Here is a 13,131-nt window from a genome sequence, read left to right as displayed (position 1 = left end):
GCGGATCGAAACCTTTGTGGCGTCGCGCCCGTGCGCGCTGATGTTCCGTCGCTCCCCATCCGGGAGCGCGGATCGAAACGCCGCCAGCAGATCGCGGGCGTCATCTTTCGGCGCGTCGCTCCCCATCCGGGAGCGCGGATCGAAACCACCAGAGGCGCAGGTCGCCCGCGTCAAGACGGACGTCGCTCCCCATCCGGGAGCGCGGATCGAAACTGCCGCAAGCGCATCAGCCCCCCGCGCCATGCCGCGTCGCTCCCCATCCGGGAGCGCGGATCGAAACACGCGAGGGTGGCCTTCGGGCCAGAGCAGTGGGAACGTCGCTCCCCATCCGGGAGCGCGGATCGAAACTACAATTTCAAGTTCGACCTGGCGCGGATCAGGAAGTCGCTCCCCATCCGGGAGCGCGGATCGAAACCGCAGCGGTGACGGTCTTTCCTGCGCCGGTCGGGTCGCTCCCCATCCGGGAGCGCGGATCGAAACGTCGGCCGGGTGCCTCACATGCGGGCGCGGGGCGTCGCTCCCCATCCGGGAGCGCGGATCGAAACGCGTCCATGACAGCGTTCACGGTGCTGAACACGACCGTCGCTCCCCATCCGGGAGCGCGGATCGAAACAATTGCCACAGGGGGCCGAACGGCTACCACGCTGTCGCTCCCCATCCGGGAGCGCGGATCGAAACGACGTGGGCCTCCCAGAGGTCACGGGCATCCGCCACGTCGCTCCCCATCCGGGAGCGCGGATCGAAACCATCGGGAAAAGCAACCTAGAACAATTTGTGACTGTCGCTCCCCATCCGGGAGCGCGGATCGAAACTGCCCTAAGCCGATGGGTCCTATCCCTGATCGGGACGTCGCTCCCCATCCGGGAGCGCGGATCGAAACCCGGTCCGGTCTCGATCAACTGCGGGCCTCGGTTGTCGCTCCCCATCCGGGAGCGCGGATCGAAACGGGTATCCCTGACGCCAAGGAGGCGCTACAGCCCCTGTCGCTCCCCATCCGGGAGCGCGGATCGAAACGCCTGGGCGCAGCGCAACCTGTCCGCCGATCAGATGTCGCTCCCCATCCGGGAGCGCGGATCGAAACAACAGGATGCCGGGCCTTGCCCTGATAAATCATGGTCGCTCCCCATCCGGGAGCGCGGATCGAAACACTCCGCCATGTGCCAGCCCTTGGGGGTCTGACGTCGCTCCCCATCCGGGAGCGCGGATCGAAACAGATCCGTGAAGAACAGGATCGCGTGGAAATGCGGTCGCTCCCCATCCGGGAGCGCGGATCGAAACCGGAAGGGGACGACCATAAGCGTCGCGCCCGTAAGTCGCTCCCCATCCGGGAGCGCGGATCGAAACGATTTCGACCAGGCGATGAAGACCGTGATGAAGGGCGTCGCTCCCCATCCGGGAGCGCGGATCGAAACATCGACCCACTTCGCGGTCAATGGTGGCACGACGCCGTCGCTCCCCATCCGGGAGCGCGGATCGAAACTCCGGCCGACCATCTCGACGATCCGGGCGCGGCGGGTCGCTCCCCATCCGGGAGCGCGGATCGAAACGGCAAGGCGTGGCGACGAAGCTCTACCAGCCGATGTCGCTCCCCATCCGGGAGCGCGGATCGAAACTTGCGCAAGCCCTGCATGGCGGAGATTTCCGCCCGGTCGCTCCCCATCCGGGAGCGCGGATCGAAACAGATCCTCGCCGGGGTGGGACGACTTCCACACCCGTCGCTCCCCATCCGGGAGCGCGGATCGAAACACCCTGGCCCTGATCATCTGGATGGCCGTGCAGGGTCGCTCCCCATCCGGGAGCGCGGATCGAAACCGAGGCGATGCATCAGAACTGATCACCAATTCCAGGTCGCTCCCCATCCGGGAGCGCGGATCGAAACAGCTCGGGCTCCGGCGCACGGTCGCCCAGCCGCGTCGCTCCCCATCCGGGAGCGCGGATCGAAACGGGTGATAGTCCACCGTGATCAGGCCGGGGCGATAGCCGCTCCCCATCCGGGAGCGCGGATCGAAACCCGGTTTGTCGTGGTATGATTTTGGGGGGTAACGGGTCGCTCCCCATCCGGGAGCGCGGATCGAAACATGGTTGGCGAAGCCTTGGGCCATGGTGACGGCAAGTCGCTCCCCATCCGGGAGCGCGGATCGAAACACGCGACCGAGCTGTTGCCCGAACCCCCGCGCGGGTGTCGCTCCCCATCCGGGAGCGCGGATCGAAACATCACGGCCGCCAGGGTGGTGCCGTTCATCGCCCAGGTCGCTCCCCATCCGGGAGCGCGGATCGAAACGAGGCGGCTTGCGACCTTTTCACCGCCTGCATGAGTCGCTCCCCATCCGGGAGCGCGGATCGAAACCCATCCCCGAAAACATACTGCTTGGACACGCCGCCGTCGCTCCCCATCCGGGAGCGCGGATCGAAACAATGCCGTTAGCGCGCAGTGTCCCGCGCCGGGTGGTCGCTCCCCATCCGGGAGCGCGGATCGAAACATGTGGGGGGGCAACTGACCTGGCCCGAGCCGCAGGTCGCTCCCCATCCGGGAGCGCGGATCGAAACGACTACATCACCGAGAAGAACGGCCACAAGGACGTCGCTCCCCATCCGGGAGCGCGGATCGAAACCGCCAAGTCGGCAAGGCCCGCGCCGGTCGTCTCCTGTCGCTCCCCATCCGGGAGCGCGGATCGAAACTGGCCTACACCGCGCGGGCGCTTTCGGGGTCGAACGTCGCTCCCCATCCGGGAGCGCGGATCGAAACCTGACAGGAGCCTCCCAATGACCGGAGACCATCCGCGTCGCTCCCCATCCGGGAGCGCGGATCGAAACTGGGACCTCCAGCTGATCACCGCCAAGGAAGAGACCGTCGCTCCCCATCCGGGAGCGCGGATCGAAACTCCCTCAGAGCCGCCACCTGATCCAACGCGGCGGCTGTCGCTCCCCATCCGGGAGCGCGGATCGAAACAGCGCGTCCGCGAAGACGTCATTCGGGAAGGGCGAGTCGCTCCCCATCCGGGAGCGCGGATCGAAACTGACGCTCCACCAGCATTTGTGCGGAAGCATCTGCGTCGCTCCCCATCCGGGAGCGCGGATCGAAACCTCGACCACAGCCCCGAAGTCACCGGCACCGACAGTCGCTCCCCATCCGGGAGCGCGGATCGAAACTTGGTGAAGGCAATGGCCGCATTGGTCATCACGCGTCGCTCCCCATCCGGGAGCGCGGATCGAAACCGCAAGCTCAAGATGGAGGTGTGACGTGAAGCGCGGTCGCTCCCCATCCGGGAGCGCGGATCGAAACCTTGCCCAGCTGTTCGGTGTTCGACCAGGTGGCGCGTCGCTCCCCATCCGGGAGCGCGGATCGAAACCGTGCAGCTGGTCTGCGCGCTGGCAGCCTGCCAGGTCGCTCCCCATCCGGGAGCGCGGATCGAAACCATTAGGCAATCCTCACAAAAAGCGTGGCCCCGCCGTCGCTCCCCATCCGGGAGCGCGGATCGAAACCCTGCACCACAAGCACGTCCTGCACCGTGTCCCCGGTCGCTCCCCATCCGGGAGCGCGGATCGAAACTCGGACAGCTGGATCGCCCAGAAGACGATCGACGTCGCTCCCCATCCGGGAGCGCGGATCGAAACGACAAGGGCGCGCTCCGGAGGTTGGCCCGAATGTCGTCGCTCCCCATCCGGGAGCGCGGATCGAAACCAGAGCCGGACCAGGCAGCGGCTGACCGTGCGCTCGTCGCTCCCCATCCGGGAGCGCGGATCGAAACCCCGATTGCCGGGCGCTTGCTCATGCGAAATAGACCGTCGCTCCCCATCCGGGAGCGCGGATCGAAACTCCAGTGCCACCCGATCGACCGGCGCGCGCCAGCAGGTCGCTCCCCATCCGGGAGCGCGGATCGAAACGTCGGCCCAGATCACCCCTTCTCCGCCGCAGTTGTCGTCGCTCCCCATCCGGGAGCGCGGATCGAAACGACAACCACGAGAGCATCGAGGACGAATGGCGGCAAGTCGCTCCCCATCCGGGAGCGCGGATCGAAACGATCGCCTCGGACGTGGCGGCCGCGCCCAGGACTGTCGCTCCCCATCCGGGAGCGCGGATCGAAACGAGATCGGCGAGCGGGTCGAGGACGTGGCATCGCTGGTCGCTCCTCATCCGGGAGCGCGGATCGAAACCACTTGAGGGCCGCCCCGTCCTCGGTGCTGTCGGTGTCGCTCCCCATCCGGGAGCGCGGATCGAAACATCTCGCTGACGGACGCCTGCCGCTGGATCGTGCGGCCGTCGCTCCCCATCCGGGAGCGCGGATCGAAACACCGCCGAAACCGAGAAGCACCAGCTGGCGCGCGCCCGTCGCTCCCCATCCGGGAGCGCGGATCGAAACGATGAGGTCGCAGGCATCGACGCGGAAATCTCCTAGTCGCTCCCCATCCGGGAGCGCGGATCGAAACCACATCCGGCTCATGCACCACGCGAGACCACGCAGTCGCTCCCCATCCGGGAGCGCGAATCGAAACTACTACACCATGACGAAGGCCCCTGACCGCAAATGGTCGCTCCCCATCCGGGAGCGCGGATCGGCCGGCGCCATGCTCGCTCGGAGCAGTTGCGGTTCCCTGGCTCCGGGCCACGCACATGCTGCCGCCGATTGCGAAAGGCCATGCCAAGGCAGGCCGCATGCCGATCCCGGGGGCCGCGCGCGGTGGGTATTTCATCTTGATGGCGGCAGGGGCAGCAAGACTTACCCATTTTCCGCTGCCGGAATGGAATTGACGATCGCGCCATTAAGCGATCCATTGAAAGCCGAAGGACCGACGCCCCCAGCGCATCCCGACAGTCCTCAGGAAGAGATCACAGGAGTTCTCCCATGTCCCATGAGACCCTTGCCCCGCCGGCAATGCGCACCCTTTTCGGCATAGGCCTTCTGGCCCTGACGCTGAGCGTCGCCCCTTCCGCCCTTCTGGCCGAAACCGATCCCGCCGCCGTCCTGCGGATCGGGTCGCTTTATGAGCCGCAGAACCTCGACAATACCGCAGGCGCCGGTCAGGGCATCAACGAGGCCTTCAACGACAACGTCTATGAGGCCCTCTTCCGCCTGACCGACGCCGGCACGGTGGAGCCCGTGCTCGCCGCCAGCCATGAGGTCAGCGAGGATGGATTGACCCATACCTTCACCCTCAAGGACGGGGTGACCTTCCACTCCGGCGACCCGCTGACCGCGGCGGATGTGAAATACTCGATCGAACGCGTCGTGGCCGAGGCCTCGAAAAGCTCGCGCAAGCGCAGCCTTGCGAACATCGCCGGGATCGAGACGCCGGATGACAAGACGGTGGTCGTCACCCTGACCTCGAAGTCGATCTCGCTGCCCTACAACCTGTCCTATGTCTGGGTCGTCAATGACGCCGCCGGCGACATCACCGCGAAAGAGGACGGCACCGGCCCCTACAGGCTGGAGGACTGGGCGCGCGGCACCGCCCTGTCGCTGACCACCTTCGACGGCTACTGGGGCGAGAAGCCCGCGAACGGCGGGGCGGTCTTCAGCTATTTCTCCGAAGCGGCGGCGCTGAACAATGCGCTTCTGACCGATGCGGTGGACATCATCACCTCGGTGCAAAGCCCGGATGCATTGAGCATGTTCGCGGACACCTCGGCCTTCACCATCGCCGAGGGGAAATCGACCACCAAGCAGCTCCTGGCCTGGAACGACCGCGTGGCGCCCTTCGACAACGTCAAGGTGCGCAAGGCGCTGGCGCGGGCGGTCGACGACAAGAAGCTGCTCGAGGCGATCTGGGGCGACCGGGGCACGCTGATCGGCTCCTTCGTGCCGCCGACCGATCCCTGGTATGTGGACCTGACCGGGGTCGATCCCTACGATCCCGAAAGCGCCAAGGCGCTCTTGGCCGAGGCGGGCCTTGCCGATGGCTTCACCTTCACGCTGGACACGCCGAACTACGACCCGCATCCGATCACGGCGGAATTCGTGAAGGCGGAACTGGCCAAGATCGGCGTCACGGTGAACATCAACATCATCACGCCGAACGAATGGTACGAGAAGATCTACCAGAAGCACGATTTCCAGGCGACGCTGCAGGAACACGTCAACCACCGCGACATCGTCTTCTACGGCAACCCCGACTTCTACTGGGGCTACAACAACCCCGAGGTGACGAAGCTGATCGAAGAGGCCGAGGCGAGCGACACCGAGGCCCAGCAGACCGAGAAGCTGACCGAGGCCAACAGGATCATCGCCGAGGATGCCGCATCGAACTGGTTCTTCCTCTACCCGCAGATCGTGGTCTCGACCGTCAAGGTCACGGGCTATCCGGTCAATGGGCTGAACGCGCAATTCTTCCTGCGCGGCATCCAGAAGGCGTCCTGACGCCGCGAAAGGCCGGTGATGCTGCGCTATCTCCTCCGCCGCACGCTGGTGCTGGCCCTGTCGCTGGTTGTGGCGGGGCTGGTGCTGTTCGTGCTGCTGCGGCTTCTGCCCGGCGATCCGGCGGCGGCACTGCTGTCGGTCGGGGCGGACGAGGCGCAGATCGCTGCCGCGCGCGAACAGGTCGGCAGCGACCTGCCGATCGGCCAGCAACTCCTCCGCTTCCTGGGCGATCTCGCGCGGTTCGACCTGGGGAAATCCTTCGTCAGCGGCTCTCCGGTCCTGCCCGAGATCGCCAAGCGGCTGGCGGTGACGGTGCCGCTGACCCTGGCTGCCTTCCTTCTGGCCCTGGCGCTGGCGGTGCCGCTGGGCATCCTGGCCGCCGTCAAGGCCAACCGCTGGACCGGGGCCGCCCTGTCCGGCCTGTCGCAACTGGGCCTCGCGGTGCCGGTGTTCTGGATCGGCATCCTTCTGGTCTGGATCGTCGCGGTCGAGTGGCGCCTGCTGCCTGCCAGCGGCTTTCCGGCGAAAGGTTGGGCCGACCCTGCGGCGGCGACGCGCGGGCTGGTGCTGCCCGTGGTGACCATCGCGCTGGTGATGGGGGCCTCGCTCCTGCGCTATGTCCGCTCGGCCACGCTGGACGTGCTGGGGGCCGACTACCTGCGCAACGCGCGCGCCATGGGTTCCAGCTTCTCCCAGGCGCTGCTGCGCCACGGGCTGCGGAACGGCGCCGCTCCGGTGATCTCGATCCTGGGGATCGAGCTGGCCTCGACCCTGCTCGGGGCCGTGGTGGTCGAGCGCGTCTTCGCCCTGCCGGGCCTGGGCTCGATGCTGCTCCTGGGGATCCAGCAGCGCGATTATCCCTCGGTCCAGGGTGTGCTTCTGGTCTCGACCCTGCTGGTGCTGCTGATCGGCTTCCTGGCCGACATCCTGCAACGCCTGATCGACCCGCGCCTGCGTGGCGCCGACGAAGGCGAGGCGGCATGAGGCGGCTGACCTTCCGTCTTGGCCTCGTGCTTCTGGGTCTCGCATTTGCGGTGGCGCTGACGACGCTGGTCTGGACCCCCTGGCCGGTCGAGGACATGTCCGGCGGTCGTCTGGCGGGGCCGTCCTGGGCGCATTGGGCCGGCACCGACCGGCTGGGCCGCGACAGTCTGAGCCAGGTGATGATCGGCGCGCGCATCGCCCTGATGGTGGGCCTGGGCGCGACGCTGGTGGGCGGGCTGATCGGCACGGTCGCGGGCGTTTTGGCAGGGTTTGCGCAGCGCGGGCTGGACGACGCGCTGGCCGCCGCGCTGGACATCCTGATCGCCTTTCCCACTCTGCTCCTCGCCATGCTGGTGGTGGCCGCCAGCGAGACCGCCAGCCTTGGCACAGCGATCCTGGCCATCGGCCTGGCCATGTCGGCGATCATCGCCCGGCTGGTGCGGGTCGTATCCAAGCGCGTGCTGGCGCAGGACTATGTCACCGCCGCGCGTTGCTGCGGGGCTGGCTGGCTGCGGATCGTCCTGACCCATGTCCTGCCGAACATCGCCCCGACCCTGCTTGTCGCCCTGGCGCTGCAATTCGGGCTTGCCGTGATCGCCGAGGCCTCGCTCTCCTACCTCGGCCTCGGCGCGCCGCCGCCCAACGCCTCGTGGGGGCAATTGCTGCAACAGGCGCAGGCGACGGTCTATACCGCGCCGCTGGGCGTGCTGGTGCCGGGGGGCGCGCTGGTGCTGCTGGTGCTGGCGATCAACTTCGTCGCCGACGGCTTGCGCGACCTGCTGGACGACAGCGCGGAGGTTCGCGAATGACCCTGCTGCAGGTCCAGGGGTTGAGCGTCCAGGCCAGGGGCCGTGCGCTGGTCGAGGATGTCGACCTGACCCTCGCCCCTGGCGAGCGGCTGGGACTTGTCGGCGAAAGCGGCTCGGGCAAATCGCTGACCGCGCTGGCGGTGCTGGGCCTGTTGCCGCCGGGGCTGACCGCCTCGGGCCGCGTGCTGCTGGACGGCAGGCCGGTGATCGGCCAGCCCGACCGGGCGCTTGTCCCGCTGCGCGGCGCGGTGGCGGCGATGGTGTTTCAGGACCCGCGCATGGCGCTGGATCCGCTGATGCGGCTGGGCGACCAGCTTGCCGTGCCGCTGCGCCGCCGCGCAGCACGCGAGGGCCGGTCGATGTCGCGGCAGGACCTGCGCGCCGCACAGGTCGCCGCGCTGGAGCGGGTGGCGATCGCGGAGCCGGCGCGCATCCTGGACGCCTGGCCGCATCAGGTCTCGGGCGGCCAGCGCCAGCGCGTCGCCATTGCCATGGCGCTGGCCTGCGGGCCGCGCCTCCTCATCGCCGACGAACCGACGACCGCGCTGGACGTCTCGACCCAGGCCGAGGTGATGGCGCTGCTGGACCGGCTGGTCCGCGACGAGGGGCTGGCCCTCCTGTTCATCAGCCATGACCTGCCGGTGGTGGCGGGCATCGCCGACCGGGTGACGGTGATGGCGCGCGGGCGCGTGGTCGAGGAAGGGCCGACGGCGCAGGTGTTCCACGCCCCGGCCCAGCCCTATACGCAGGGCCTGATCGCCGCGGCGCGCCGGCTGGACGCAGCATTGGGACCGGGGGAATGAGCCTGCTTGCGTTGGAGAACGTGGATTTTGCCTATCGCCCCGGCCAGCCGGTGCTGAGCGGCGTGTCGCTCTCGGTCGCGCCGGGCGGGCATCTGGGGATCGTCGGGGAAAGCGGATCCGGCAAGACCACGGTCCTGCGCCTTCTGCTCGGCCTTGCCGCTCCGCAGGGCGGCCGGGTGCTCTCGGACGGGCGGCCGCTGGACATCCGGTCCCGCGCGGCCCTGCGGGCGCATCGGCGGCTGGTCCAGCCGGTGTTCCAGGATCCCTATACCGCGCTCGACCCGCGCATGTCGGTCCGCCGCATCCTGACCGAACCCTTGCAGGCCCTGTCCCTGCCCGGCGACCCCGCTGCCGAGGTCTCCCGCGTGCTGGCTGCGGTCGACCTTCCGCCCGACAGCGCCGGGCGGCGGCCGAAGGATTTCTCGGGCGGGCAGCGCCAGCGCATCGCCATCGCCCGGGCCCTGATCGCCCGCCCCCGCGTCCTGCTTGCCGACGAGCCGGTCAGCGCGCTCGACCTCTCGACCCGCGTCCGCATCATCGACCTTCTGGCCGGGCTGTCCCGGGAGACGACGCTGGTCCTTGTCTCGCACGACCTGGCAGTCGTGGCGGCGCTGTGTCCGCACCTTCTGGTTCTGGAACGCGGCCGCATCGTCGAGGCCGGCGCGACCCGCCAGATCCTGGACGCCCCGTCGCACCCCTATACGCAGCGGCTGCTCGCCAGCCTGCCGCGCCTGCCGCGCTGACCGGGTCGTCCCCGGAGTGCTGCCGGGCTTACCCGGTGACGATCAGGCCCTGACCGTTGCCGACCCTCCCGATCCGGCTCGCACTCTCGAAACCGTGGTGCCGGAAGACAGCCATGACCCGGTCCAGGCTGTCTTCCGCGCAGGAGACCAGCAGCCCGCCACTGGTTTGCGGGTCGCTGAGCAGGGCGCGGTCAAGCCCGGTCAGCCCTTCCAGCCTCACGTCGTCGCCATAGCTGGCCCAGTTCCGCCCCGAGGCGCCGGTGATGTGACCGGCCGCCGCCAGATCGCGCACGCCCGGCAAGAGCGGTACCGCAGGCCAGTCGATATGCACCGCACAGCCCGAGCCATGCGCCATTTCCAGCGCGTGACCGGCAAGGCCGAAGCCGGTGACATCGGTCATGGCGTGAACCCCCTCGATCCGGGCCAGATCGGGGCCGGGCGTGTTTAGCCGGGTGGTGCTGCCGATCATGGCTTCATGGCCGGCCGCGTCCAGCACCCCCTTCTTCAGCGCCGAGGAATAGATCCCGACACCCAGCGGCTTGCCCAGCACCAGCACATCGCCCGGCCGGGCATCGCGGTTCCGGCGGATATGCGCCGGATCGACCAGACCGATCGCCACCAGGCCATAGAACGGCTCGACCGAGTCGATGGTATGGCCGCCCGCAATGACGATGCCGGCGGCCCGGCAGGCCTCGGCCCCGCCATCCAGGATCCGGCCGATGGTTTGCGGGGACAGCACATTCACCGGCATCCCCACCAGGGCCAGCGCAAAGATCGGCGTCGCGCCCATGGCATAGACATCGGAAATCGCATTCGTCGCGGCAATGCGCCCGAACTCGCGCGGGTCATCCACCACCGGCATGAAGAAATCGGTCGTCGCCACCACCGCCTGATGCGCGTTGATCTGCCAGACGGCGGCATCGTCCGAGGTTTCGATGCCGACCAGAAGCTCCGGCGGCACCGGCATCGCGGTCGTGCCCCGCAGGATGTCCTGCAATACCGCCGGGGCGATCTTGCAGCCGCAACCGCCGCCATGGGCAAGCGAGGTCAGCCGGGGCTCGGGTTGGTCGATCATGCTGTCGGCTCCTGTCCGGTAATCGGGCTGCGGACCGCCGCTGCGCTCTCCCGGCCAGGGCCGGGTGGAAAGTTCGGCGGCGTGAATGGCGTCCCCGTGCACCCTGCGGCGATCGGTGACGGGCATAGCGGAGATCATGATGCCATTCCATGAGTCGTTGGCGCGCGCCGAGAAGCCGCCGCCAAGCTTTCAGCCCGGCAGGATTGGCCGAGTAAGCCCCCGGCCCGGAACGAGAACGCCCCGAACGGCCGCAAACGGCGCTGGCGTCGATCAGGCGGCAGCTTTCCCGCGCGAACGGGACTGGCGCCGAAGCATCGCCGCGCTAACATCGGGCCGCTCGCAAAGAAGCAGAGGTGGCAAGGATGCCTGCAGCACGAAGGAAGACCGGCCCGGCCGGGAAAGGCGGCGGCAGCGACAACGGACCTCCGGTTCCACCCGGGCGGACCTGGCTGATCTTCTTCCTGCTGCTCGGGATCAACTATTTCCTGTTCACCTCGTTCTACCCCGACGAGGATGCGCCGGTCCCCGTTTCCTACACCCTCTTCCGGGCCGAGCTGGCCAAGGACAATGTCGAGGCGATCCATACACGGGGCGAGGCGATCGAGGGCAAGTTCCGCGCCGCCGTCCCCTGGACGCCGCCCGCCGTCGAGGGCCGGCCTCCGGAAGCGCCGCGCGAGGTCGGGACCTTCACCACCATCCTGCCGGTCTTCGTCGACCCTGGGTTGGAGACCGAGTTGATCGCCCGCAAGGTCGATATCCGGGCAACGCCGATCCAGACCGAGACCAATCCGATCCTGTCGCTGCTGTTTTCCTTCGGTCCGGCGCTCCTGATCATCGGGCTTTATGTCTGGCTTTTCCGCCGGGCCGCGAAGCAGGGCGGGGGGCTGTTCGGCGGCATGGCCGGCATGGGCAAGAGCCGCGCCAGGCGTTTTGACAAGGAGACGGAAACGAAGGTCACCTTCGACGATGTCGCCGGGATCGACGAGGCCGAGAACGAGCTGGTCGAGATCGTGGATTTCCTGAAGAACCCCGAGAAATACACGCGGCTGGGCGGCACGGCCCCCAAGGGCGTGCTGCTGGTCGGCGCGCCGGGCACCGGCAAGACGCTACTGGCCCGCGCCGTGGCGGGAGAGGCCGAGGTGCCGTTCTTCTCGATGAGCGGGGCGGAATTCGTCGAGATGATCGTGGGCGTCGGCGCGGCGCGGGTGCGCGATCTCTTCACCGAGGCCCGCAAGAATGCCCCGGCGATCATCTTCATCGACGAGATCGACTCGATCGGCCGCGCCCGTGGCCAGTCGGTGCTGGGCGGCGCCAGCGAGCAGGAGCAGACGCTGAACCAGATCCTGACCGAGATGGACGGCTTCTCCAGCCGCGAGGGCATCATCGTGCTGGCCGCGACCAACCAGCCCGACGTGCTGGACAAGGCGCTGTTGCGCGCGGGCCGGTTCGACCGGCGCGTGGTGGTGAACCTGCCCGACAAGACCGGGCGCATCGCGATCTTCCGGGTCCATACCCGCAACGTGCCCCTTGCCGATGACGTGGACCTCGACGATCTGGCGCAGACCACGCCCGGCGTCTCGGGGGCCGATATCAAGAACCTGGTGAACGAGGCCGCCCTGCTGGCGGCGCGGCGGCAGCAGGACCAGGTCCGCCACAAGGATTTCCTCGACGCGCTGGAAAAGATCGTGCTGGGGCCGGAGCGTCCGATCATCCTGACCCATGCCGACCGCGAGCGGGTGGCCTATCACGAGGGCGGGCATGCGATCCTGGGGCTGGTCGTGCCGGGGGCCGATCCGGTCCACCGGGTCAGCATCGTGCCGCGCGGGCAGGCCCTGGGGGTCACCTACCAGCGCCCGCCGACCGATCGCTACAATTTCCCTGAGGCCTATCTGCGCGCCCGGATCATCGGCATCCTTGGCGGCCGCGCCGCCGAGGAACTGGTCTATGGCACCCGCACCACGGGCGCGGAAAGCGACATCGAACAGGCCACCGCGCTGGCCCGCCAGATGGTCACCCGCTGGGGCATGAGCGATGCGCTTGGCATGGTCGAGCTTGCGCCGCGCCAGAACACCTGGGTCGGGAATGCGGGATTCGGAGGAGCGAAACCCTACAGCGAGGAAACCGCCCGCCTGATCGACAGGGAAATCCTTGGCATCATCAGCGACTGCCACGACGAGGCGCGCCGCCTGCTGCAGGACCACAGGCGCGAGCTCGACCAGCTTGTCGCCGCGCTGATGGAACGAGAGACGCTGGACGAGCAGGCGATCCTGGCCGCGACCGGCCTGCCCCCCGCGGCGGCGCTGGAGGATCGCCCGACCGCCGCGATGGCAGACCCCCCGAAACCACAGGCGCATTGAGGGC

The 13,131-nt window shown here is 68.3% G+C and carries 7 protein-coding genes and 1 CRISPR repeat array (1 of these 8 cut by a window edge); of the genes, 6 read left to right on the top strand and 1 reads right to left on the bottom strand.

The window, feature by feature from the left end; translation table 11 throughout:
* Positions 1-4,561: a CRISPR direct-repeat array (repeat unit 32 nt; unit sequence GTCGCTCCCCATCCGGGAGCGCGGATCGAAAC) (it extends 11,878 nt beyond the left edge of the window).
* A 283-nt stretch (positions 4,562-4,844) separates the two neighbouring features.
* The 5 genes from I7S92_RS16245 to I7S92_RS16225 are packed head-to-tail and all read left to right on the top strand — an operon-like array spanning position 4,845 to position 9,695.
* Entirely contained in the window at positions 4,845-6,356 is a 1,512-nt protein-coding gene (locus tag I7S92_RS16245; protein WP_197646289.1) for an ABC transporter substrate-binding protein, read from the top strand.
* A gap of 18 nt (positions 6,357-6,374) precedes the next feature.
* Positions 6,375-7,340 (top strand): ABC transporter permease, encoded by a 966-nt coding sequence (locus tag I7S92_RS16240; protein ID WP_197646287.1) that lies wholly within the window; start codon positions 6,375-6,377, stop codon positions 7,338-7,340.
* On the top strand, positions 7,337-8,149 hold the full coding sequence (locus I7S92_RS16235) for an ABC transporter permease (protein ID WP_197646285.1): 813 nt from the start codon (positions 7,337-7,339) through the stop codon (positions 8,147-8,149). The genes I7S92_RS16240 and I7S92_RS16235 overlap by 4 nt, the downstream gene beginning before the upstream one ends.
* Complete coding sequence (locus I7S92_RS16230; protein ID WP_197646283.1) at positions 8,146-8,952, top strand: ABC transporter ATP-binding protein; 807 nt, start codon at positions 8,146-8,148, stop codon at positions 8,950-8,952. The genes I7S92_RS16235 and I7S92_RS16230 overlap by 4 nt, the downstream gene beginning before the upstream one ends.
* Positions 8,949-9,695 carry an ABC transporter ATP-binding protein gene (locus I7S92_RS16225; RefSeq protein ID WP_197646281.1) on the top strand — a complete coding sequence of 249 codons (747 nt, stop codon included), beginning with the start codon at positions 8,949-8,951 and terminating at the stop codon, positions 9,693-9,695. The genes I7S92_RS16230 and I7S92_RS16225 overlap by 4 nt, the downstream gene beginning before the upstream one ends.
* Before the next feature lie 28 nt (positions 9,696-9,723).
* Here the strand turns inward: I7S92_RS16225 and selD are convergent, their stop codons facing one another.
* Positions 9,724-10,770: a selenide, water dikinase SelD gene (gene selD / locus I7S92_RS16220; RefSeq protein ID WP_197646279.1), complete on the bottom strand. Its 1,047-nt coding sequence runs from the start codon at positions 10,768-10,770 to the stop codon at positions 9,724-9,726.
* A 362-nt stretch (positions 10,771-11,132) separates the two neighbouring features.
* Between selD and ftsH the strand changes: the two genes are divergently transcribed.
* Positions 11,133-13,127 carry an ATP-dependent zinc metalloprotease FtsH gene (gene ftsH, locus I7S92_RS16215; RefSeq protein ID WP_197646277.1) on the top strand — a complete coding sequence of 665 codons (1,995 nt, stop codon included), beginning with the start codon at positions 11,133-11,135 and terminating at the stop codon, positions 13,125-13,127.
* Positions 13,128-13,131 lie beyond the last annotated feature (4 nt).

The sequence above is a fragment of the Tabrizicola soli genome (genome assembly GCF_015999335.1).
Taxonomy (GTDB): Bacteria; Pseudomonadota; Alphaproteobacteria; order Rhodobacterales; family Rhodobacteraceae; genus Tabrizicola; species Tabrizicola soli.
This window is presented reverse-complemented; position numbering and strand designations above follow the sequence as displayed.